Origin of the sequence: Priestia sp. FSL R5-0597 (genome assembly GCF_038006305.1) — a bacterium.
In the GTDB taxonomy this organism is placed as follows: domain Bacteria; phylum Bacillota; class Bacilli; order Bacillales; family Bacillaceae_H; genus Priestia; species Priestia zanthoxyli.
Map to the genome: position 1 here is coordinate 69,830 of NZ_JBBOUZ010000001.1, position 22,671 is coordinate 92,500.

General features: G+C 39.9%; 20 protein-coding genes, 2 tRNA genes and 2 rRNA genes (1 of these 24 running past the window's edge). 22 read left to right on the forward strand and 2 right to left on the reverse strand.

Going from position 1 to position 22,671, the window contains the following annotated elements; translation table 11 throughout:
- The first annotated feature begins 6 nt into the window (after positions 1-6).
- From MKX72_RS00390 to MKX72_RS00410, 5 genes are all read left to right on the forward strand, one after another.
- The gene (locus tag MKX72_RS00390) at positions 7-273 is read left to right on the forward strand and encodes an RNA-binding S4 domain-containing protein (protein WP_013054875.1); all 267 of its coding nucleotides are present in this window, start codon (positions 7-9) and stop codon (positions 271-273) included.
- Between the two features lie 99 nt (positions 274-372).
- Complete coding sequence (yabP, locus tag MKX72_RS00395; protein ID WP_013054876.1) at positions 373-678, forward strand: sporulation protein YabP; 306 nt, start codon at positions 373-375, stop codon at positions 676-678.
- A complete protein-coding gene (yabQ, locus tag MKX72_RS00400; protein WP_028412646.1) occupies positions 675-1,298 on the forward strand; it encodes a spore cortex biosynthesis protein YabQ in 624 nt (207 codons plus the stop codon). Before yabP ends, yabQ begins: the two co-directional genes overlap by 4 nt.
- Before the next feature lie 4 nt (positions 1,299-1,302).
- A complete protein-coding gene (locus MKX72_RS00405) occupies positions 1,303-1,674 on the forward strand; it encodes an FtsB family cell division protein (RefSeq protein ID WP_013054878.1) in 372 nt (123 codons plus the stop codon).
- Between the two features lie 88 nt (positions 1,675-1,762).
- Complete coding sequence (locus MKX72_RS00410) at positions 1,763-2,230, forward strand: S1 domain-containing RNA-binding protein (protein ID WP_013054879.1); 468 nt, start codon at positions 1,763-1,765, stop codon at positions 2,228-2,230.
- A gap of 121 nt (positions 2,231-2,351) precedes the next feature.
- Here MKX72_RS00410 and MKX72_RS00415 read toward each other — a convergent pair.
- Both MKX72_RS00415 and MKX72_RS00420 read right to left on the reverse strand, forming a co-directional pair.
- Positions 2,352-2,423: transfer RNA gene (locus MKX72_RS00415), tRNA-Glu, on the reverse strand.
- Between the two features lie 10 nt (positions 2,424-2,433).
- Positions 2,434-2,507, reverse strand: a tRNA-Met gene (locus MKX72_RS00420).
- Positions 2,508-2,819: 312 nt separating this feature from the next.
- On the opposite strand from MKX72_RS00420, the gene spoIIE reads away from it, so the two are divergent.
- From spoIIE to MKX72_RS00505, 17 genes are all read left to right on the forward strand, one after another.
- A complete protein-coding gene (gene spoIIE, locus MKX72_RS00425; RefSeq protein ID WP_013054880.1) occupies positions 2,820-5,297 on the forward strand; it encodes a stage II sporulation protein E in 2,478 nt (825 codons plus the stop codon).
- A gap of 71 nt (positions 5,298-5,368) precedes the next feature.
- Positions 5,369-6,109 (forward strand): VWA domain-containing protein, encoded by a 741-nt coding sequence (locus tag MKX72_RS00430; protein WP_013054881.1) that lies wholly within the window; start codon positions 5,369-5,371, stop codon positions 6,107-6,109.
- Positions 6,078-7,043 (forward strand): protein kinase domain-containing protein, encoded by a 966-nt coding sequence (locus MKX72_RS00435; protein ID WP_033580813.1) that lies wholly within the window; start codon positions 6,078-6,080, stop codon positions 7,041-7,043. Before MKX72_RS00430 ends, MKX72_RS00435 begins: the two co-directional genes overlap by 32 nt.
- Before the next feature lie 96 nt (positions 7,044-7,139).
- Complete coding sequence (gene tilS, locus MKX72_RS00440) at positions 7,140-8,516, forward strand: tRNA lysidine(34) synthetase TilS (protein ID WP_028412648.1); 1,377 nt, start codon at positions 7,140-7,142, stop codon at positions 8,514-8,516.
- A gap of 27 nt (positions 8,517-8,543) precedes the next feature.
- On the forward strand, positions 8,544-9,083 hold the full coding sequence (gene hpt, locus MKX72_RS00445) for a hypoxanthine phosphoribosyltransferase (protein WP_028412649.1): 540 nt from the start codon (positions 8,544-8,546) through the stop codon (positions 9,081-9,083).
- 93 nt (positions 9,084-9,176) lie between these two features.
- Positions 9,177-11,087 (forward strand): ATP-dependent zinc metalloprotease FtsH, encoded by a 1,911-nt coding sequence (ftsH, locus tag MKX72_RS00450; RefSeq protein WP_013054885.1) that lies wholly within the window; start codon positions 9,177-9,179, stop codon positions 11,085-11,087.
- Between the two features lie 221 nt (positions 11,088-11,308).
- Positions 11,309-12,076, forward strand: coding sequence for a type III pantothenate kinase (locus MKX72_RS00455; RefSeq protein WP_013054886.1), 768 nt, complete (start codon positions 11,309-11,311; stop codon positions 12,074-12,076).
- Between the two features lie 12 nt (positions 12,077-12,088).
- Positions 12,089-12,967 carry an Hsp33 family molecular chaperone HslO gene (hslO, locus tag MKX72_RS00460; RefSeq protein WP_028412650.1) on the forward strand — a complete coding sequence of 293 codons (879 nt, stop codon included), beginning with the start codon at positions 12,089-12,091 and terminating at the stop codon, positions 12,965-12,967.
- Positions 12,968-13,168: 201 nt separating this feature from the next.
- Positions 13,169-14,107 carry a cysteine synthase A gene (gene cysK / locus MKX72_RS00465; protein WP_013054888.1) on the forward strand — a complete coding sequence of 313 codons (939 nt, stop codon included), beginning with the start codon at positions 13,169-13,171 and terminating at the stop codon, positions 14,105-14,107.
- 97 nt (positions 14,108-14,204) lie between these two features.
- Positions 14,205-15,620, forward strand: coding sequence for an aminodeoxychorismate synthase component I (pabB, locus tag MKX72_RS00470; protein ID WP_028412651.1), 1,416 nt, complete (start codon positions 14,205-14,207; stop codon positions 15,618-15,620).
- 2 nt (positions 15,621-15,622) lie between these two features.
- A complete protein-coding gene (gene pabA, locus MKX72_RS00475) occupies positions 15,623-16,204 on the forward strand; it encodes an aminodeoxychorismate/anthranilate synthase component II (protein ID WP_013054890.1) in 582 nt (193 codons plus the stop codon).
- A gap of 4 nt (positions 16,205-16,208) precedes the next feature.
- The gene (gene pabC / locus MKX72_RS00480) at positions 16,209-17,072 is read left to right on the forward strand and encodes an aminodeoxychorismate lyase (protein WP_033580816.1); all 864 of its coding nucleotides are present in this window, start codon (positions 16,209-16,211) and stop codon (positions 17,070-17,072) included.
- A gap of 21 nt (positions 17,073-17,093) precedes the next feature.
- A complete protein-coding gene (folB, locus tag MKX72_RS00485) occupies positions 17,094-17,453 on the forward strand; it encodes a dihydroneopterin aldolase (protein ID WP_028412654.1) in 360 nt (119 codons plus the stop codon).
- Entirely contained in the window at positions 17,454-17,999 is a 546-nt protein-coding gene (gene folK / locus MKX72_RS00490; protein WP_033580815.1) for a 2-amino-4-hydroxy-6-hydroxymethyldihydropteridine diphosphokinase, read from the forward strand.
- A 272-nt stretch (positions 18,000-18,271) separates the two neighbouring features.
- A complete protein-coding gene (gene lysS, locus MKX72_RS00495; protein WP_013054894.1) occupies positions 18,272-19,756 on the forward strand; it encodes a lysine--tRNA ligase in 1,485 nt (494 codons plus the stop codon).
- Between the two features lie 284 nt (positions 19,757-20,040).
- Positions 20,041-21,592 (forward strand): 16S ribosomal RNA (locus tag MKX72_RS00500).
- A 225-nt stretch (positions 21,593-21,817) separates the two neighbouring features.
- A 23S ribosomal RNA gene (locus MKX72_RS00505) occupies positions 21,818-22,671 on the forward strand; it runs 2,082 nt beyond the window's last position.
- The 16S and 23S rRNA genes sit together here, the layout of an rRNA operon.

Here is a 22,671-nt window from a genome sequence, read left to right on the forward strand (position 1 = left end):
GGAATTATGAGGTTAGATAAATTTTTAAAAGTATCACGTTTAATTAAGCGCCGTACATTGGCAAAAGAAGTATCAGACAAGGGCCGTATTACGATTAATGGTATCGTTGCAAAAGCAAGCACAAATGTGAAAGTAGGAGATGAATTAGCCATCACATTTGGCACGAAGAAAATTACCGTTAAAATAGAGGCTCTTCAAGAAGCAGCTAAAAAAGAAGAAGCAGCTAATTTGTACTCAATTGTCAAAGAAGAGCGTATTTCATCTGAAGTATAACTGATGAAGGCTTGTTCTAAATCACCTTTCTCATTCATATGTTTTAAACAACAGATAACAAGAGCGAATGCTCTTAATGAATGAGGTGGGGATGAAGATATGAGCCAATTTTATGAAACAAGCAATTCAAACAAAGACCATACTCCAAATCATGATTTAGTGATGAAGGGTCGGCGTCTCTTAGATATCACGGGTGTGAAGCAGGTAGAGAGCTTTGACAATGAGGAATTTTTACTTGAAACAGTGATGGGTTTCTTGTCAGTTAGAGGGCAAAATCTGCAAATGAAAAATTTAGACGTTGATCAAGGAATTGTATCGATAAAAGGAAAAATCTTTGATATAGTTTACTTAGATGAGAACCAATCGGAGAAGGCTAAAGGATTCTTTAGTAAGTTGTTTCGATGAGTTTAAACATTCAGCTCTATACAATGCTTGCGATGGTATCGATGGGAAGCGGTTTAGGTGCTTCTCTCGATACTTATCGTTACTTTGTTAATCGCTCTAAATCACGCCCATGGTTTGTATTTGTAAATGACGTATTGTTTTGGATGGTGCAAGCTCTTCTCATTTTTTATGTGTTGTTTTTAGTGAATGAAGGAGAACTGCGTTTGTATGCGTTTCTTGCTTTGTTTTGCGGCTTTGCCGCGTATCAAAGCTTATTTCAATCACTGTATTTAAAAGTATTAACATTTACTGTCTCGAGCGTATTAAGTTTATATCGAGGTGTTTTAACGCTTAGTAATATTTTTTTGGTCAAGCCTATCCGCTTCTTTATTCATATTCTACTTGTAGTCGCTTTAGGGATCTACCGAGCTGTTCATAAGCTGCTCGTATTCTGTCTAAAGCTTATTTACTTACCGACTAGGTGGGTTCTTTTCGTATTTTGGAGAATGATGCCTAAACCTGTAAAACGATTTTTACATATGGGTTTTCGGTATATAGAAGGAATTTACAATCGTGCAAAGAATATGATAATGAGAGTCGTTGCATGGGTGAACACTTTAAAAAACAAGGGGGACGACTAATTCAATGAGTGCGGTACGAAAAAAAAAGGTCGCGAAGTTAAATACTGATTATAGCCATAAACAAGAACAAATTAAACAAAATACAGATCGAAAGCGTATCGGTTTAATTAGGCGTTTGACTGTTTTCGGAGTGTTGGCCTTAATCATTGGTGGATTGATGGTATCAGCTTTAATTACGCAAACCTCAGCTATTGAGAACAAAAAAGCTGAGAAGGTAAAATTAGAACAGCAGCTGACAAAATTACAAAGCAAGCAAAAACAGTTAAAAGGTGAAATCGTCAAGTTAAATGACGATGATTATATTAAAAAGATTGCCCGCAGAGATTATTTTTTATCAGAAGACGGGGAAATTATCTTTAATGTAAAAAAAGACTAAACGTATGGTTCGTTGACAGTGTATTTTTGCTTTTTGTATAATATAATAAATTGATTTCTTTTATCATTTAAGGAGGAGCATTTTTTTTATGTCAATCGAAGTAGGCAGCAAGTTACAGGGAAAGGTAACAGGTATTACGAACTTTGGAGCTTTTGTTGAGTTACCAGGAGGTTCAACAGGCTTGGTTCATATCAGTGAAGTAGCTGATAATTACGTAAAGGACATTAACGACCATTTAAAAGTGGGCGACGAAGTTGAAGTCAAAGTAATTAACGTTGAGAAAGATGGTAAAATTGGTCTTTCAATTAAGAAAGCGGTAGACAAACCAGAACGTCCAGAAAGACCAGAGCGTCCTGCAAGAGCGCCACGCTCAGACCGTCCACGTGATTCACGCCCACAACGTAATAACAATCGTGGTGGCGGTAATGATTTCCGTACAAAAGAAACATTCGAACAAAAAATGAATCGTTTCTTAAAAGACAGTGAAGAACGTTTATCTTCCCTAAAACGCCATACCGAATCAAAACGCGGTGGACGCGGTGCAAAACGCGGTTAACTTGCTGCTTATATCAAATAGATAGCGAGTTTTTGGAAAGTACCTTTTATCTAAAAGGTGCTTTTTTTATATGTAAAAAAGAGTAGAAAAAAAGCATGTACTTGTTGTACATGCTTTTTGATGACCCGTACGGGATTCGAACCCGTGTTACCGCCGTGAAAGGGCGGTGTCTTAACCGCTTGACCAACGGGCCGTTATTCGAGTAGCGGCGGAGGGGATCGAACCCCCGACCTCACGGGTATGAACCGTACGCTCTAGCCAGCTGAGCTACACCGCCATTATACGTTCTCTAAAAGACATTTATAATAATATAAAAAAGCAGGGTTATTGTCAATAACTCTTTTGTTATTTTTATAGACTTTTATTTGCTTTTAAAAAAGAATGATGAGCATAGGCTTTCTCTGGGGCGAACAGTATCTCTCATATTTTTTAAATCTCCATGTAAGATTGTACATCTTTTTGTATAGTTTTCAATATAATACTAGAAAATAGTCGAACGATTATAGGTATTTTGCTAGTCCGTTTGACAAAATTTCACCTTTCGCCGCGATATAATAACGAATAAGTATAATTAGCGGGTGGTGGGAGAATGCAAAAGACGGAAAGAGATTTTGCAAGTCCAACAACAGAGGCGGTATTTAACCGAACTAGATTAGAAATGTCCCGTGTATTTACAAAGGCGGGTATGAAAACGGAAAAGGTGTTATTTCAATGGGGATTATTGCTGCTAGTCGTAGGTTTCTTATTAGGACGAGCGTTAATTTTAATGAAAATCATGCCATTTGCTTTGCCATTCTTTGCAGCCGTAATGGCTATAAAGAAAGAAAAAGCACCGTTAGCAAGTTTAGCCGTATTGGCAGGGGCATTTAGTGTTTCCATTCAAAATGGAGGTACCGTATTTGCTACACTATTTGTTTTCTTACTAATTCATCGATTTAGCGGCATACTGACAATGGATCCGTTAAAGAAACTGCCGTTCACTGTATTTAGCGCGATGTTACTTACAAAACTAACTATCTTTTATGTGTTTACCAAGGAATTCACCATGTATGATTTTACATTTGTGGCAGTAGAAGCAGGGTTGAGCTTTATCTTAACAATGATTTTCCTACAAAGCGTGCCTTTAATTTCATATCGAAAGCGAAAACAATCATTAAAAACAGAAGAAGTGATTTCTCTTATTATTTTGTTGGCATCTGTTATGACAGGGACAATAGGGTGGATGATTTACGGCCTTTCGGCTGAACATATATTATCTCGTTACTTAGTACTAGTTTTTGCGTTTGTATCTGGCCCTACGATAGGAGCTACGGTCGGGGTCGTAACCGGTTTAATTTTAAGTTTCGCGAATGTTTCTAGTTTGTACGAAATGAGTTTACTCGCTTTTTCTGGCTTGCTTGGAGGACTTTTAAAAGACGGTAAAAAGCTAGGGGCAGCTCTAGGGCTGGTTGTTGGTTCATTGCTAATTGGCCTATATGCTCAGGCAGATCAAGGATTGACGACTAATTTGTATGAATCACTGACGGCCGTTGTCCTATTTTTATTAACCCCATCTTTTGTTTTGAAAAACTTAAGTAAACTAGTACCAGGGACATCTGAAAATATGCTTGAACAACAGCAGTACGTGCGTAAGATCCGAGATGTAACAGCAAATCGCGTAGAACAGTTTTCAAATGTTTTTCAAGCACTTTCCAAAAGCTTTACGCAAAATGGATTTTACGATGAAAAGCCAAGCGCTGATAAAGAAGTTGATTATTTCTTAAGCAGCGTTACCGAAAGGACGTGCCAATTTTGTTTTAAAAAAGAACAATGCTGGGCACAGCAGTTTGATACAACCTATGAATATATGAAGGAAATTATGCTTGAAGTTGATAATGGCACTCTTGAACAAAATCCAAGGCTAATTCGAGAAATGGACAAACATTGCGTGAAATCGAAAAAAGTCATCGATGTGATTGAGCATGAACTTACGTATTTTAAAGCCAATCAGCACTTAAAAGCACAAATTCAAGAAAGTAGAAGGATTGTAGCAGAACAGCTTCACGGTGTCTCTGAAGTCATGGGGAATTTTGCAAAAGAAATTAAGCGAGAGCGCGAAAATTTAAATGTACAAGAAGAACAGATTTTAGAAGCTCTTCGTAACTTTGGGATGGAAATCAATCAAATTGAAATTTATAGCTTAGAACCTGGAAATGTAGATATTGAAATGTGGGTGCCATATTGTCACGGAAGAGGAGAATGCGAGAAAATTATTGCGCCAATGCTTACGGATATTTTAGGTGAAAGTATTGTAGTAAAGAACGAAGAATGTGCTAAATATCCTCAAGGCTATTGCCACGTTTCGTTTGGCTGTACAAAAGCATACGTTGTTGATACAGGCGTAGCACATGCTGCTAAAGGCGGAGGGTTTGTATCCGGTGACAGCTATTCCATGATTGAGCTAAACGCCGGTAAATATGCACTAGCTATTAGTGATGGCATGGGAAATGGAGAGCGTGCCCACTATGAAAGCAGCGAAACGCTTCAGCTGTTAAAACAAATTTTACAAACAGGAATAGAAGAGACAATTGCAATTAAATCGATTAACTCTATTTTATCCCTGCGTACAAACGATGAGATCTTTTCGACCTTAGATTTAGCGATGATTGATTTACAAGATGCCAATGTAAACTTCTTGAAAATCGGTTCTACGCCAAGCTTCATCAAACGCGGAGATAAGGTTATTAAAATACAGGCAAGCAATTTGCCAATGGGCATTATTGAAGAATTTGAAGTGGATGTTGTGAATGAACAAATGAAGGCGGAAGACTTGTTAATTATGATGAGTGACGGTGTATTTGAAGGACCGAAACACGTTGAGAACTACGAAATGTGGATGAAGCGAAAAATTGGCGAGCTTCAAACAAACGATCCACAAGAAATTGCAGACTTAATTATGGAAGAAGTTATTCGAACAAAATCAGGTTTAATTGAAGATGATATGACGGTAGTTGTGGCAAAACTTCAGCACAATACCCCGAAATGGTCATCGATTCCTTCTTACGCTTATCGTAAAAAAGCACAATAGTTAGATAGAAGTATATTTTATCTCCTCCTCGTCTATCATGTTAATACTGATAATGAGGAGGGGATTTTTTTATGAAAAAAGGTACATTGAAACAGATGTTGGTCATTACGGACGGTGGTTCAAATACAGGTGAAGATCCGGTAGCAATGGCTGCACTAGCTAAAGAACAAGGGATTAGTGTAAACGTTATTGGTGTGATGGAAGAGGATACAATTGATGAGCAAAGCACGAATGAAATAGAAGGCATTGCCATGTCAGGCGGTGGCGTGAGTCAAATTGTTTACGTAAAACAGCTGTCTCAAACTGTTCAAATGGTTACAAGGCAGGCAATGACGCAAACACTTCAAGGCGTTGTAAATAAAGAACTTCAGCAAATTCTAGGTTCCTCTAATTCAAGATTAGAAGAGTTATCTCCTGAGAAGCGAGGAGAAATCATGGAAGTGGTTGATGAACTTGGGGAAACGGTTGACTTAGAGATTCTTATTTTAGTTGACATGAGCGGAAGTATGAAAAATAAGCTCCCTACTGTAAAGGAGTCGCTGTTAGATTTATCGTTAAGCTTGAATGCTCGCATGGGGCACAATCAATTTTCAATCTTTTTATTTCCTGGGAAAAAGAAAGATGTAGAGAAGCTAATGGACTGGAATCCAAGATTAGAGTCGCTTTCAACGATTTTCCCAAAACTAACAGCAGGAGGTATTACGCCTACTGGACCGGCTATCAAAGAGGCTACTCATTATTTCACCAAAAAGCGCTCATTGAGAGGGTTGTTAAAAAATAATGAACAATACATTGAAGAATCAGGTATGTAACCTATCTCCGGGAACAGTAATTCAAGGGAAATGGCATCACGTCCATTATAAAATTCTTGAGAAATTAGGCGTGGGAGCAACTGGAGTTGTCTACTTAGTCCAATTAGTAAACGGAACGCTAGCGGCGTTAAAAATAAGCTTTTCCAACATGTCCGTTACAGCAGAAGTGAATGTATTAAAAAAGTTGTCTCAAGTCAAAGACAAAGTGCTAGGACCGCGTTTACTTGATGTAGATGATTGGAGCTATGGTTCTCACGCTCTTTCTTTCTATGTAATGGAGTATGTGAAAGGGCAGCCTCTCCTTTCTTTTATCTCAACAAGAGGGACAGAATGGTTGCAAGTGTTTGCAAGTCAGCTCTTAACAGACTTAGAAAACCTTCATGAAGAAGGGTGGGTATTTGGCGATTTAAAACCCGAAAACCTGGTCGTAACATCTAACCCTGTAAAAGTTCGATGGATCGACGTGGGAGGAACAACTCTGCAAGGGCGGTCAATAAAAGAATTTACCGACTTTTATGATCGAGCGCACTGGGGGCTTGGCTCCCGAAAAGCAGAACCGACCTATGATTTGTTTGCCGTATCTATGGTTTTGATTCACGCGGCTTATGGCAAGCGAATTAATAAAACAGACAAACCGGCTGAACAATTAAAACAATTTATATTAACAACAAAGCAGTTGGAGCCTTTCGGAGACGTTTTGTATCAAGCGGTTACGGGAAAGTATAAGTCAGCTAAAGAAATGAAAACAGAGGTGTTATCGATCGAAAAAAGAAGAGGGGCAAAAAGTAGAGGAACAAAGCCTCAAAACGTTCGTCAACCGTCTGCCCCTCGTGTTAAAGTAAAGAAGAAGCGTTCTCACGTGTTAGAGACGCTACTACTTTGTACGTCTTTAATGTTGATTTATATTTTGTATCTATTTATTCAAGTGCTATAAAGTTTGGAGAAATTGTGAAACTTTCCTTATAGTCATTCGTATAAAGTAAATTAATGATACATTATTGCGTGTACATTATAAGGATGAGTCATTCCTATGGAAAAGCAAGTGAACAATTTTATGACAAAACATCAGTTATTATCCGCAGGCTCTACGGTGGTTGTAGGTATTTCTGGTGGTCCTGATTCTTTAGCGCTGCTGCATTTCTTATGGAGTCTGAAAGAGCAAAAATCTCTTACGATTATTGCTGCTCATGTTGATCATATGTTCCGGGGCCAAGAGTCACAGCAAGACATGGAATATGTGCAGAACTACTGCAAACAATTGAATATTAAATGTGAGGCGAAGCAGATTGATGTTACTGCCTATCAGAAGGAAAGAAAGCTATCTTCTCAAGTAGCTGCCAGAGAATGCCGCTATGCATTTTTTACTCATGTTATGAAGAAGCACAAAGCAAACCTTCTTGCATTAGGACATCACGGAGATGATCAGATTGAAACGATGTTAATGCGAATGGTTCGAGGTAGTACGATGAATGGATACGCAGGGATGCAGCCCAAGCGGCCATATGGGCATGGATTTATTATTAGGCCTTTCCTAGCCGTAACGAAAGAAGAAATCAATCGCTACTGTAAGCTACATGGGCTTACACCTCGAATTGATCCGAGTAATGAGAAAGACTCGTACACGAGAAATCGGTTTCGTCATTACGTTTTGCCATTTTTAAAGCAAGAAAACGTCGCTGTACATGAAAAATTTCAACAATTTAGCGAGAACTTGCATGAAGATCAAGCATACTTAGAGGAATTAACGACCGATGTGATGAATAAAGTAATGAGAAAGAAATTGCAAAATGAAATTCTCATTGATAGAGATTGTTTTCTAAGGATACGCAAGCCTTTACAAAGGCGTGGTATTCAACTAATATTAAACTATCTCTATAAAGAAATTCCTCCAACCCTTTCCTCAGCGCATGTTGACACGTTAGTAGGATTTTGTGAAAGTGAAAAACCGTCTGGGACGCTTGACTTTCCAAATGGTTTACGCATTATCCGATCTTACAACGACTGTCTTTTCACCTTTAATGAGGGGAACATCGAGCCATATGAATTTATTGTTCCGATTCCAGGGGTCGTTGAGCTTCCAAATGGTCACCAGCTTATTTGTGAAATACATAATAAAGTCGAAGATATAAAAGGAAACGATGTTTTTCTTTTAGATGAAGCTCACGATTTACAATCATTAAAGGTAAGGACACGAAAAAATGGCGATAAAATGCGAGTAAAGGGCATGAAGGGACATAAAAAAGTAAAGGATATTTTTATCGATGAAAAAATCCCTTTACACTTCAGAGATCATTGGCCGGTAGTGGAAGATAGCCAAGGAACTATTTTGTGGCTACCTGGTTTGAAAAAATCTGCTTATGAACTGCATACACATAAGTCCAGATATGTTATTTTATACTATAAGTAGCGAAAACTTCTAGGAGGCAAGTAAGGAATGAAGCAGGATATTCAAGAAATTTTGATTTCAGAAGAAGAAATACAACAGAAAGTAAAAGAATTGGGTAAGCTATTATCTGAGGAATACGCTGACCGTTTTCCTTTGGTAATCGGTGTACTAAAAGGCGCTATGCCTTTTATGTCTGATCTAATTAAGCGTGTTGATACATATTTAGAAATGGATTTTATGGATGTATCAAGTTATGGCAATGCGATGGTTTCTTCTGGTGAAGTAAAAATCCTAAAAGATTTAGATACATCAGTTGAAGGTCGAGACATTCTTATCTTAGAGGATATTATCGACAGCGGCTTAACACTTAGCTATCTTGTAGAGTTATTCAAGTACCGTAAAGCTAAGTCAATTAAGATTGTCACACTCTTAGACAAACCAACAGGTCGTAAAGCAGCTATTAAAGCAGATTACGTTGGATTTGAAGTACCTGATGCGTTCGTAGTAGGGTATGGATTGGATTATCAAGAAAAATATCGTAACCTGCCGTATATTGGGGTTCTTAAACCGCAAGTATACAGCAATTAAGAAGCACATATCCAAGTGCAATTTATTGGATAGGATAAATGTTCTATGTTAGTATTGAATACAGTATTTGTTTATCGTGGGAGGAGGTAAGAAATGAATCGGATCTTCCGTAATACCATCTTTTATTTACTTATATTTTTAGTCATTATTGGCGTGGTAAGCTTCTTTAGTGGCTCTAATCAAAAAGCAGAACCAATGAGATACGATACATTTGTTCAACACTTAGACAAAGGTGATGTGAAATCACTCTCTATGAAGCCTGAAAGAGGCGTGTATGTTGTGCAAGGAAAGTTAGATTCTTATAAAAAGGATCAAACGTTCCAAACTTACATCGTAGATGGTGACAAAGCACTTGATCGTATTGACGCTGCTTCAGAAAATAATCAAGTAGAAGTTGATTTTAAACCTGCTGATGAAACAAGCGGCTGGGTAACGTTCTTTACGTCAATCATTCCGTTTGTTATTATTTTCATCCTATTCTTCTTCTTACTGAACCAAGCTCAGGGCGGCGGAAGTCGTGTTATGAACTTCGGTAAGAGTAAGGCTAAGCTTTACAGCGAAGAAAAGAAAAAGGTTAAATTTAAAGACGTAGCTGGTGCAGACGAAGAAAAGCAAGAACTTGTGGAAGTTGTTGAGTTCTTAAAAGATCCTCGTAAATTCGCAGAGCTAGGTGCAAGAATTCCGAAGGGTGTCTTACTTGTGGGACCTCCTGGTACTGGTAAAACATTATTAGCAAGAGCTGTTGCTGGTGAAGCAGGCGTTCCTTTCTTCTCTATCAGTGGTTCGGACTTTGTTGAAATGTTTGTTGGGGTCGGTGCTTCTCGTGTTCGTGATTTATTCGAAAATGCGAAGAAGAATGCTCCATGTATTATCTTTATTGATGAAATCGATGCTGTAGGTCGTCAACGTGGCGCAGGTCTTGGTGGTGGACACGATGAGCGTGAACAAACATTGAACCAGTTGCTTGTTGAGATGGATGGTTTTGGTGCTAACGAAGGTATCATTATTATTGCAGCAACAAACCGCCCGGATATTTTAGATCCAGCGTTATTACGTCCAGGCCGCTTCGACCGTCAAATTACGGTAGATCGTCCAGATGTAAATGGCCGTGAAGCAGTGCTTAAAGTACATGCTCGCAATAAGCCTTTAGATGAATCAGTAAACTTAAAAGCAATTGCTATGCGTACGCCAGGTTTCTCAGGTGCAGATTTAGAAAACTTGTTAAACGAAGCTGCCTTAGTAGCTGCTAGACAGGACAAAAAGAAAATTGAAATGGTCGATATTGACGAAGCAACAGACCGCGTAATTGCAGGTCCAGCTAAGAAAAGTCGAGTTATTTCTAAAAAAGAACGCAATATTGTTGCTTATCATGAAGCAGGACATACAATTATCGGTGTCGTATTAGACGAAGCTGATATGGTACATAAAGTAACCATTGTTCCACGTGGGCAAGCTGGTGGATATGCTGTTATGTTACCAAAAGAAGATCGCTACTTTATGACGAAGCCAGAGCTGCTGGATAAAATTGTTGGATTGCTTGGTGGTCGCGTAGCTGAGGAAATTATTTTCGGCGAAGTGAGTACAGGTGCTCACAATGACTTCCAGCGTGCAACAAGCATCGCTCGTAAAATGGTAACAGAATACGGTATGAGTGAAAAGTTAGGACCAATGCAATTCGGTCAATCACAACAAGGCCAAGTATTCTTAGGTCGTGATTTACACAGTGAACAAAACTACAGTGATGCGATTGCTCATGAAATTGATAATGAAATCCAACGTTTCATTAAAGAAAGCTATGAGCGTGCGAAGCAGATCTTAACGGAAAACCGTGACAAGTTAGAGCTTGTAGCTCAAACATTGTTAGAAGTAGAAACGTTAGACGCTGAGCAGATCAACCACTTAGTAGATCATGGAACTCTTCCAGACCGTTCTAGTCACGTAACAGATGAAGATGTTAAAGTAAACATCCAAACAAAGACAGACGATGAAGAGCCAAAAGCATAAGACCAAAAAAGATCAGTGGAGACAATCTCCACTGATCTTTTTTATTTGGTAGAAGTTAGGTTTGGCAAAAAGTTTTTCATATATATAGTGGATAAGTAGGATATCCACTAGAGAATTGTGTCATTATATTCCTATTTTATCTAGAATATACACGTCTATTTACCAGTTATGGTATGATGGTTTCAGTGTGAATACTGAATTTAAATAAAGTGGTGATTGAAATGATTTTTGTATTAGATGTTGGAAATACCAATACGGTATTAGGTGTATACGATGGAGATGAATTAAAGTACCATTGGCGTGTAGAAACAAGCCGTAATAAAACAGAAGACGAGTATGGCATGACAATCAAAGCCTTGCTTGAGCACGTTAGTTTATCTTTTAAAGATATTCATGGTATTATTATTTCCTCTGTTGTTCCTCCTATTATGTTTGCATTGGAGAGAATGTGTCAAAAGTATTTTCATTTAAAGCCGCTTGTTGTTGGTCCTGGAATTAAGACGGGTTTAAATATTAAATATGAAAATCCACGTGAAGTGGGAGCAGACCGTATTGTCAATGCTGTTGCTGGAATTCAGCTGTACGGAAGCCCTTTAATTATCGTTGATTTTGGTACCGCAACCACATATTGCTACATTGATGAAAATAAGCAATATATGGGTGGTGCAATTGCCCCTGGTATTAATATTTCGACAGAAGCTCTTTATTCAAGAGCATCTAAGCTTCCGCGTATTGAAATTGCGCGACCAAATAGCATTGTTGGGAAAAATACAGTATCTGCGATGCAAGCAGGTATTTTATATGGATACGTTGGACAAGTAGAAGGAATTGTAGCAAGAATGAAAGAGCAAGCAACAGTAAATCCTAAAGTTATTGCTACTGGAGGACTCGCAACATTGATTGCTAAAGAGTCGGATATTATTGATATTGTGGATCCATTTTTGACTTTAAAAGGATTACAAATAATCTATACAAAAAATATGGAGTAAGAGGTGTATATTATGGGCGACTATTTAGTAAAAGCACTAGCTTACAATAGTCAAGTTCGCGCTTATGCGGTAAAAACAACGGATACAGTTGGAGAAGCGCAGCGCCGTCACTATACATGGCCTACAGCCTCTGCAGCATTGGGACGTTCAATGACTGCGGGAGTTATGATGGGGGCTATGCTAAAAGGTGAGCAAAAGCTAACAATTAAAATTGAAGGCCGCGGCCCAATTGGTGTTATCTTAGTAGACAGCAATGCCAAGGGTGAAGTGCGTGGATATGTAACGAACCCGCAAACGCACTTCGATTTAAATCAGCATGGAAAATTAGATGTAGCACGTGCTGTAGGTACAGATGGTACGCTGAGTGTTGTAAAAGATATCGGGATGCGTGATCAATTTAATGGACAAGTACCTATCGTATCGGGAGAATTAGGAGAGGATTTCACGTATTATTTCGTGACATCTGAGCAAGTTCCATCTTCAGTAGGTGTAGGTGTACTTGTTAACCCTGATAACACAATCTTAGCTGCGGGTGGATTTATCATTCAGCTTATGCCAGGAACAGATGATCAAACGATTACAGCTATTGAACAACGTTTACAAACGATTGAACCCATTTCAAAACTGATCCAAAAAGGTCTTTCTCCTGAGGAAATCTTAGAAGAAGTTCTTGGAAAAGAAAACGTAAAGTTTCTAGAGACAATGCCTGTAGAGTTCAAATGTCAGTGCTCAGAAGAAAGAATTGCTAATGCCATTATCAGCTTAGGAAAAGAAGAGATTCAATCGATGATTGAGGAAGACGGCCAAGCTGAAGCACAGTGTCATTTTTGTAATGAAACCTATCGTTTTGATAAAAAGCAGCTAGAAGAAATGAAAGAACAAGCAATTTAAATGAAATAAAAGATTCTTTAAAGGCGTCATTTTATAAATGAACGCCTTTTTTTATAAGTGTTAAGTCCTATTTATGTATATATTGATCTAAAAATATAACAAAAATAGGTAAATGGAAAGACAAAATGATTGACAATTTAGAAAACATCTGATAAATTGTATACAAAATCAATAAAATTAGTTGGTATTAGGAGTGGTCATATGGCACGTATTGCAAATTCAATTACAGAGTTAATTGGTCAAACACCAATCGTAAAACTAAACCGTCTAGTTGAAGAAGATATGGCGGATGTATATTTAAAATTAGAATTTATGAACCCAGGAAGCAGCGTAAAAGATCGTATCGCATTAGCAATGATCGAAGATGCTGAAGCAAAAGGTGTATTAAAGCCTGGAGACACCATCATTGAACCAACAAGCGGTAACACAGGAATTGGCTTAGCAATGGTAGCTGCAGCAAAAGGATACCGTGCTATTTTAACAATGCCTGAAACGATGAGTATTGAGCGTCGTAATCTGCTTCGTGCGTACGGTGCAGAGTTAGTGTTAACACCAGGTCCAGAAGGAATGAAAGGTGCGGTTAATAAAGCAACTGAGCTTGCAAAAGAGCACGGCTACTTTATTCCTCAGCAGTTCCAAAATGAAGCTAACCCAGAAGTGCACCGTCAAACAACGGCTAAAGAGATCATCGAGCAGTTTGGCGATCAGCTAGATGGATTTGTGGCAGGTATTGGTACTGGCGGTACTATTACAGGTGCTGGCGAAGTATTAAAAGAAAAGTATCCAAACATCAAAATTTATGCGGTAGAGCCAGCTGATTCTCCGATCTTAAGTGGTGGTCAACCAGGACCTCATAAAATTCAAGGAATCGGTGCAAACTTTGTTCCGGATACGCTTAACACGGAAGTATATGACGAAGTTGTCGCTGTTCAAAACGACCAAGCTTTTGAATATGCACGTAAAGTAGCAAAAACAGAAGGCGTACTAGTAGGTATCTCTTCTGGGGCTGCGATTTATGCTGCGTTAAAAGCTGCAAAACAGCTAGGAAAAGGTAAAAAAGTGTTAGCGATTATTCCAAGTAACGGTGAGCGTTACTTAAGTACTCCATTGTTCCAATTCGAGGAACAAACACAAGCATAAAAACCATAAAAGAACAGCTTCTATATGAAGCTGTTTTTTTTCATCTGAGAATCATGTAAAATGAAAGCAGGTGATTTATTTTTAGGAGAGTGAACAAATGCAGCAAAGAATGACTTGGGGCGAATCTATTTCTATCTCTAAAAACCAATGGTTCAAAAAATATCAAGAGTTGTCAAAAGAGGAACCGAATCATATCCTGCTTGAAAGCGGTCGAGGCGGAAAGTTTCAAATGATGGGATTAAAACCTGTAGCCATTTTGCGAGGCGAACAAAACGAGCTTCATATCAAAACGGATGGCCAAGCTACTGTTCAAAAAGGTAATCCGCTTCATCTTATGCGAGACTGGATGAAGAAGTTTGAAGCAGAGGTGAATCCAGATCTTCCTCCTTTTCAAGGTGGAGCAATTGGCTTTATTAGCTATGATTATATCCGCTATGTAGAAACCATACCTGATCTTGCTGAAGATTCATTGAAAACGCCGGACGTTTATTTCCTTATTTTCGATGACGTATTTGTATACGATCAAGAAAAGGAAAAGCTCTGGATTATCGTTAACGATGAAGCAGATTGTAAAGAGCAGGCACATAAGCGTATTGATCAATACAAAAAGGACTGGATGGAGGCAAGTGCTGAAGGGCTCTCATATGAGCGTATTCATCGTGTTGCCGAAAAGAGTGAGGTTTCAATGTCTGAAGCTGCTTTTTCAGATGCCACAACTCGCGTACATGAGTACATCGGTCAAGGCGATGTGTTTCAAGTGAACTTATCTGTTCGACAGTCTCAACAGCTTCAAACTCATCCTATGCATATCTACGAACAGGTACGAAAAATCAACCCGTCTCCTTATATGTCTTATATGCAGACAGAAGAATTTCACATTGTGAGCTGTTCACCAGAACTATTAGTGAAAAAAGCCGGTGACGAAATCAGTACGAGACCAATTGCGGGAACGCGCTCTCGCGGTAAGGATGATCAAGAAGACCAACAGTTAGCGGATGAGCTTATTCATAACGAAAAAGAGCGTGCAGAGCATGTGATGCTTGTTGATTTGGAGCGTAATGACCTTGGTAGAGTAAGCGACTATGGTACCGTTCATGTTGACGAGTTTATGGTTATTGAAAAGTATTCACATGTGATGCATATTGTGTCTAATGTAAAAGGCAAGCTCGCGCGCAATAAAGATTTTGTAGATATTGTAGATGCGGTTTTTCCTGGAGGAACGATTACTGGAGCGCCTAAAGTTCGTACAATGGAAATCATTGAAGAACTTGAACCTGTAAGGCGAGGAATTTATACAGGATCGATTGGTTGGATTGGGTTTAATGGAGATATGGAATTAAATATTGCGATTCGCACTATGATTATTCAAGACGGCCAAGCTTATGTGCAGGCTGGTGCGGGTGTTGTAATTGATTCAAATCCGAAACACGAATACAAAGAATCACTGAAAAAAGCAATTGCACTATGGAAAGCAAAAGAGCAGAGCGAAAATGAGCTGAGTGAGGGTGAGTAAAGATGATATTAATGATTGATAATTATGATTCTTTTACGTTTAATTTAGTACAGTATTTAGGTGAGCTAGGGCATGAGCTTCTTGTAAAAAGAAATGATGAAATTACACTTTCTGAAATTGAAGTGCTAAATCCAGATTTCTTGATGATCTCCCCGGGACCTTGTAGTCCTAACGAAGCGGGAATCAGTTTAGAAGCCATCGAGTATTTTGCAGGTAAGATTCCAATATTCGGCGTATGCTTAGGGCATCAGTCGATTGGGCAAGCTTTTGGAGGGAATGTGATTCGTGCGGATAAATTAATGCACGGTAAAACATCTGAAATGCATCATGATGGCCGTACTATCTTTAAAGGTCTTGATAATCCGTTCACGGCAACTCGATATCATTCTTTGATTGTAGAAAAAAGTTCACTGCCGGATTGCTTTGAGATTTCAGCGTGGACAGCAGAAGATGAAATTATGGCGATTCGCCATAAATCATTACCTATTGAAGGGGTACAGTTCCACCCTGAATCTATCATGACTTCTTACGGTAAAGAAATGCTGAAGAATTTTATTGAAACTTACGAAAAAAAGCGAGTGTAATGATATGTATATATACGTCAATGGTGAAGTAAAGCCTGCGTCTGAAGCCACTATTTCTCCGTTTGATCACGGATATATGTATGGTCTAGGGCTATTTGAAACGCTACGAGTTTATGATGGTCATCCATTTTTAGTGGAAGACCATCTGGATCGACTGCGTAGCAGCTTACGTGAATTAAATATTGTATGGGACTACTCCACACAGGACGTGTTGGCAATTATTAATAGTCTGTTAATGAAAAACAATGAGAGAAATGCGTATGTTCGATTAAATGTTTCAGCAGGAAATGGCGGAATTGGACTGCAAGTGGAAGAATACGACAAGCCATCTACAATTGTATACATGAAATCAATGCCTCATCCATCGAGCCCCCTTGTAAAAGAGGGGCTTATTCTTGAGACAAAGCGAAATACGCCCGAAGGAACCGTGAGGTTGAAGTCTCATCATTATTTAAACAATGTACTGGCTAAGCGAGAAGTTGGTTCAGACTTAAATAAAGAGGGTATTTTTTTAACAAAAGAAGGGTTCTTAGCCGAAGGTATTGTGTCCAATTTATTTTTTGTAAAAGATGATTGTGTATATACACCGTCTCTTGAAACAGGTATCTTAAATGGAATTACGAGACAGTTTATCTTTACGCTTTTAAAAAAGAAAAACATAGAAGTTGTAGAAGGTTTATTTACGGCGGAACAGCTTTTGGAGAGTGATGAAGCTTTCGTTACAAATTCCATTCAAGAAATCGTACCTCTTCGAAGTATAAAGGATAAGAAGTTTTCAGTCGGAGACCATACGTTAACAGCTCAGTTGCAAAAAGAGTATCGCTCTTACACGATGTCGCTAATGAGTCGACGCGAGCTACATGTATAAAAGCGAAAGGAGAGGCTAAAGATGGATAAAATTTATGTGAATGATATGCGTTTCTATGGATATCATGGTGTATTTCCAGAAGAAAATAAATTAGGGCAGCGTTTTCACGTGGATTTAACTGTAGAACTAGATTTAAAACAAGCTGGTACTACGGACAATTTAGAATACTCGGTGAGCTATGCAGATTTATACCAAACATGCCAGGAAGTTGTAGAGAAGCGCACGTTCAAGTTAGTTGAAACGGTGGCCGAAACGATTGCATCTGAATTGCTTGCTAATTACGAACTCGTGCAGGCTTGTACAGTAAAGGTATATAAGCCTGATCCGCCAATTCCCGGTTATTATCAATCGGTAGCTATTGAAATTAAAAGGAGCCGTTGAATGACAACAGAAGCATATATTGCATTAGGATCAAATATTGAAAATCGAATGGAACATTTGAAGTCGGGAGTTACTGGCTTGATGAAACATTCTGAGGTTAAGGTAGTGGCTGTTTCATCTGTTTATGAAACGGCCCCGGTCGGGTATACGAATCAAGCAAGCTTTTTAAACATGGTAGTAAAAATACAAACAACGTATTCGTCAGAGCAACTTTTAGATTGTTTGCAAGCCATTGAACAAGCGGCAGGTCGAAAAAGAGAGATTGTATGGGGACCTCGAACCCTTGATTTGGATATCTTACTTTATAGTAATGAAATCATTCATACGGATAGGCTGAACGTCCCTCATCCCCGAATGTTTGAACGGGCGTTTGTGATGGTTCCTCTGAACGAACTAGCTCCATCTCTTATTCTCCCTGTAGCAGAAGAAAAAGTTGAAACCATCACAAAACGGTTATCGGATTTAAAAGATGTAAAATTATTTCGAGAGCAAACAACTGATATACTAGATATGTTCGAAAATAATAGGAATGATTTACATAAGTAAAAATGAATCTTATTAGTTGATTCATTTTTATATTGGCGTAAAGTAGAGTTCACAGTGAAAACTTTAAGGTTTGGGTTCGCAGGTTGTTGGTTTATTCGGTAGCTTGTTAGAGAAATCGAAGAAAAAGAGAAGCGAAGCAAGAATAAAGCGATTTGACATAGAGAAACGACTGAACCTATAATAATTTTAAAGAAACGTAGTAGTTGCCAGTAAACATGCTGGCCTTTTTTCTGTTTCGGAAAACTTAATTATACGATGGAGATGAGTAAACGATGAGTCATGAAGAATTAAATGATCAATTTCTCGTTCGTCGCGAAAAAATGAGCAACCTACGAGATCAGGGTATTGATCCGTTTGGTCAACGTTTTGAACGTACACATACATCACAGCAATTAATTAGTGAGTATGACGAGTTAACAAAAGAACAGTTAGAAGAAAATGAAGTGCCTGTGTCACTAGCTGGTCGTATTATGACAAAGCGTGGAAAAGGAAAAGCAGGTTTCGCTCACGTTCAAGATTTAACAGGACAAATTCAGCTTTATGTACGTAAAGATGCAATTGGCGAAGAACAGTACGAAATCTTCAGCAGCGTAGATATCGGTGACTTGGTAGGGGTTGAAGGTGTTTTATTCAAAACAAAAGTTGGCGAACTTTCTATTAAAGTAAAAGATTTCACGTTACTAACAAAAGCGCTTCGTCCACTTCCAGATAAATATCATGGTTTAAAAGATATTGAACAGCGCTACCGTCAACGTTACTTAGATTTAATTACAAACCCAGAAAGTAAACAAACATTTATCTCAAGAAGCCGCATTATTCAATCGATGCGCCGTTACTTAGATAATCACGGATACTTAGAAGTTGAAACACCGATGATGCATTCAATCGCAGGTGGAGCAGCAGCTCGTCCGTTTGTGACACACCACAATGCGCTTGATATGGAACTTTATATGCGTATTGCGATTGAACTTCATTTAAAACGTTTAATCGTAGGTGGATTAGAAAAAGTATATGAAATTGGCCGTGTATTCCGTAATGAAGGTGTATCTACACGTCACAATCCTGAATTTACAATGATCGAATTGTACGAAGCGTATGCGGACTACAAAGATATCATGGCTTTAACAGAGAACTTAATTGCACACATTGCGCAAGAAGTACTTGGCACAACAAAGATTCAGTATGGTGATCAAGAGGTAGACCTAACGCCAGAATGGACAAGACTTCATATGGTCGATGCTATTAAACAATATACGGGCGTAGACTTCTGGGGAGAAACATCTGTTGAAGAAGCTCGTGCTTTAGCAAAAGAACACGGGGTAGAAATCACTGAACATATGCAATATGGACATATTGTAAATGAATTCTTTGAACAAAAAGTAGAAGAGCAGTTAATTCAACCGACGTTCATTTACGGACATCCTGTAGAAATCTCTCCACTTGCTAAGAAAAATGCGGAAGATCCGCGTTTTACTGACCGTTTTGAGCTGTTTATCGTGGCGCGTGAACACGCGAACGCATTTACAGAGCTAAATGATCCAATTGACCAACGTGAGCGCTTTGAAGCTCAGTTGAAAGAGAAAGAACAAGGAAACGATGAAGCACATGAGATGGATGATGACTTCATTGAGGCATTAGAATACGGTATGCCACCTACAGGTGGTCTAGGAATCGGTATTGACCGCCTTGTTATGTTACTAACAAATGCACCGTCAATCCGTGATGTGCTATTATTCCCACATATGCGTCAACGCTAAAAAAAGAGATGGCTACGGCCATCTTTTTTTAGGTGTTAATATTAGAAAATTTAAACTTTTAATTTACCTCTTGTTTTTATGAAAACGATTTGGTATATTTATATCTGTTGCTAACGCAGATAAGCGAAAACAACAAAAAGAAATAAAAAAAGTTGTTGACATTACGTTGATAACTTGATAAGATAGTAAAGTCGCTTAAGAGCGGCGATTGAACTTTGAAAACTGAACAAAGCGACAAACGTCAACGTTAATTTTTATTTTTTAAATTGAGCAAGTCAAACATTTCTTCGGAGAGTTTGATCCTGGCTCAGGATGAACGCTGGCGGCGTGCCTAATACATGCAAGTCGAGCGAACTGATTAGAAGCTTGCTTCTAAGACGTTAGCGGCGGACGGGTGAGTAACACGTGGGCAACCTGCCTGTAAGACTGGGATAACTTCGGGAAACCGAAGCTAATACCGGATAGGATCTTCTCCTTCATGGGAGATGATTGAAAGATGGTTTCGGCTATCACTTACAGATGGGCCCGCGGTGCATTAGCTAGTTGGTGAGGTAACGGCTCACCAAGGCAACGATGCATAGCCGACCTGAGAGGGTGATCGGCCACACTGGGACTGAGACACGGCCCAGACTCCTACGGGAGGCAGCAGTAGGGAATCTTCCGCAATGGACGAAAGTCTGACGGAGCAACGCCGCGTGAGTGATGAAGGCTTTCGGGTCGTAAAACTCTGTTGTTAGGGAAGAACAAGTACGAGAGTAACTGCTCGTACCTTGACGGTACCTAACCAGAAAGCCACGGCTAACTACGTGCCAGCAGCCGCGGTAATACGTAGGTGGCAAGCGTTATCCGGAATTATTGGGCGTAAAGCGCGCGCAGGCGGTTTCTTAAGTCTGATGTGAAAGCCCACGGCTCAACCGTGGAGGGTCATTGGAAACTGGGGAACTTGAGTGCAGAAGAGAAAAGCGGAATTCCACGTGTAGCGGTGAAATGCGTAGAGATGTGGAGGAACACCAGTGGCGAAGGCGGCTTTTTGGTCTGTAACTGACGCTGAGGCGCGAAAGCGTGGGGAGCAAACAGGATTAGATACCCTGGTAGTCCACGCCGTAAACGATGAGTGCTAAGTGTTAGAGGGTTTCCGCCCTTTAGTGCTGCAGCTAACGCATTAAGCACTCCGCCTGGGGAGTACGGTCGCAAGACTGAAACTCAAAGGAATTGACGGGGGCCCGCACAAGCGGTGGAGCATGTGGTTTAATTCGAAGCAACGCGAAGAACCTTACCAGGTCTTGACATCCTCTGACAACTCTAGAGATAGAGCGTTCCCCTTCGGGGGACAGAGTGACAGGTGGTGCATGGTTGTCGTCAGCTCGTGTCGTGAGATGTTGGGTTAAGTCCCGCAACGAGCGCAACCCTTGATCTTAGTTGCCAGCATTTAGTTGGGCACTCTAAGGTGACTGCCGGTGACAAACCGGAGGAAGGTGGGGATGACGTCAAATCATCATGCCCCTTATGACCTGGGCTACACACGTGCTACAATGGATGGTACAAAGGGCTGCAAGACCGCGAGGTCAAGCCAATCCCATAAAACCATTCTCAGTTCGGATTGTAGGCTGCAACTCGCCTACATGAAGCTGGAATCGCTAGTAATCGCGGATCAGCATGCCGCGGTGAATACGTTCCCGGGCCTTGTACACACCGCCCGTCACACCACGAGAGTTTGTAACACCCGAAGTCGGTGGAGTAACCGTAAGGAGCTAGCCGCCTAAGGTGGGACAGATGATTGGGGTGAAGTCGTAACAAGGTAGCCGTATCGGAAGGTGCGGCTGGATCACCTCCTTTCTAAGGATTTTTACATGACGTACGTTTTGACACTTTGTTCAGTTTTGAGAGTTCAATCTCTCAATTATAGAAAGCACACTACTTTCTTCTTATTAGATAAGAAGAATTTTGGTTGCGATTGTTCTTTGAAAACTAGATAACAGTAATTGCTGAGGAAAAGTGAAACTTTTCTTTAATCAAACCAATAAATAACACAACTTTATGTTGTACCATTTATTCGCTAATGGTTAAGTTAGAAAGGGCGCACGGTGAATGCCTTGGCACTAGGAGCCGATGAAGGACGGGACTAACACCGATATGCTTCGGGGAGCTGTAAGTGAGCTTTGATCCGGAGATTTCCGAATGGGGAAACCCACTGTTCGTAATGGAACAGTATCTTTATCTGAATACATAGGATATTGAAGGCAGACCCGGGGAACTGAAACATCTAAGTACCCGGAGGAAGAGAAAGCAAATGCGATTTCCTGAGTAGCGGCGAGCGAAACGGAATTAGCCCAAACCAAGAGGCTTGCCTCTTGGGGTTGTAGGACACTCTATACGGAGTTACAAAGGAACGAAGTAAATGAAGCGACCTGGAAAGGTCCGTCGAAGAAGGTAACAACCCTGTAGTTGAAACTTCGTTCCCTCTTGAGTGGATCCTGAGTACGGCGGAACACGTGAAATTCCGTCGGAAGCTGGGAGGACCATCTCCCAAGGCTAAATACTACCTAGTGACCGATAGTGAACCAGTACCGTGAGGGAAAGGTGAAAAGCACCCCGGAAGGGGAGTGAAAGAGATCCTGAAACCGTGTGCCTACAAGTAGTCAGAGCCCGTTAATGGGTGATGGCGTGCCTTTTGTAGAATGAACCGGCGAGTTACGATCCCATGCAAGGTTAAGCTGATAAGGCGGAGCCGTAGCGAAAGCGAGTCTGAATAGGGCGTTTAGTATGTGGTTGTAGACCCGAAACCAGGTGATCTACCCATGTCCAGGGTGAAGTTCAGGTAACACTGAATGGAGGCCCGAACCCACGCACGTTGAAAAGTGCGGGGATGAGGTGTGGGTAGCGGAGAAATTCCAATCGAACCTGGAGATAGCTGG

Bases quoted from the DNA above. Each gene is read 5' to 3' on its own strand.
- MKX72_RS00390 (WP_013054875.1), top strand. From the start codon at position 7: ATGAGGTTAGATAAATTTTTAAAAGTATCACGTTTAATTAAGCGCCGT.
- yabP (WP_013054876.1), top strand. From the start codon at position 373: ATGAGCCAATTTTATGAAACAAGCAATTCAAACAAAGACCATACTCCA.
- yabQ (WP_028412646.1), top strand. From the start codon at position 675: ATGAGTTTAAACATTCAGCTCTATACAATGCTTGCGATGGTATCGATG.
- MKX72_RS00405 (WP_013054878.1), top strand. From the start codon at position 1,303: ATGAGTGCGGTACGAAAAAAAAAGGTCGCGAAGTTAAATACTGATTAT.
- MKX72_RS00410 (WP_013054879.1), top strand. From the start codon at position 1,763: ATGTCAATCGAAGTAGGCAGCAAGTTACAGGGAAAGGTAACAGGTATT.
- spoIIE (WP_013054880.1), top strand. From the start codon at position 2,820: ATGCAAAAGACGGAAAGAGATTTTGCAAGTCCAACAACAGAGGCGGTA.
- MKX72_RS00430 (WP_013054881.1), top strand. From the start codon at position 5,369: ATGAAAAAAGGTACATTGAAACAGATGTTGGTCATTACGGACGGTGGT.
- MKX72_RS00435 (WP_033580813.1), top strand. From the start codon at position 6,078: ATGAACAATACATTGAAGAATCAGGTATGTAACCTATCTCCGGGAACA.
- tilS (WP_028412648.1), top strand. From the start codon at position 7,140: ATGGAAAAGCAAGTGAACAATTTTATGACAAAACATCAGTTATTATCC.
- hpt (WP_028412649.1), top strand. From the start codon at position 8,544: ATGAAGCAGGATATTCAAGAAATTTTGATTTCAGAAGAAGAAATACAA.
- ftsH (WP_013054885.1), top strand. From the start codon at position 9,177: ATGAATCGGATCTTCCGTAATACCATCTTTTATTTACTTATATTTTTA.
- MKX72_RS00455 (WP_013054886.1), top strand. From the start codon at position 11,309: ATGATTTTTGTATTAGATGTTGGAAATACCAATACGGTATTAGGTGTA.
- hslO (WP_028412650.1), top strand. From the start codon at position 12,089: ATGGGCGACTATTTAGTAAAAGCACTAGCTTACAATAGTCAAGTTCGC.
- cysK (WP_013054888.1), top strand. From the start codon at position 13,169: ATGGCACGTATTGCAAATTCAATTACAGAGTTAATTGGTCAAACACCA.
- pabB (WP_028412651.1), top strand. From the start codon at position 14,205: ATGCAGCAAAGAATGACTTGGGGCGAATCTATTTCTATCTCTAAAAAC.
- pabA (WP_013054890.1), top strand. From the start codon at position 15,623: ATGATATTAATGATTGATAATTATGATTCTTTTACGTTTAATTTAGTA.
- pabC (WP_033580816.1), top strand. From the start codon at position 16,209: ATGTATATATACGTCAATGGTGAAGTAAAGCCTGCGTCTGAAGCCACT.
- folB (WP_028412654.1), top strand. From the start codon at position 17,094: ATGGATAAAATTTATGTGAATGATATGCGTTTCTATGGATATCATGGT.
- folK (WP_033580815.1), top strand. From the start codon at position 17,454: ATGACAACAGAAGCATATATTGCATTAGGATCAAATATTGAAAATCGA.
- lysS (WP_013054894.1), top strand. From the start codon at position 18,272: ATGAGTCATGAAGAATTAAATGATCAATTTCTCGTTCGTCGCGAAAAA.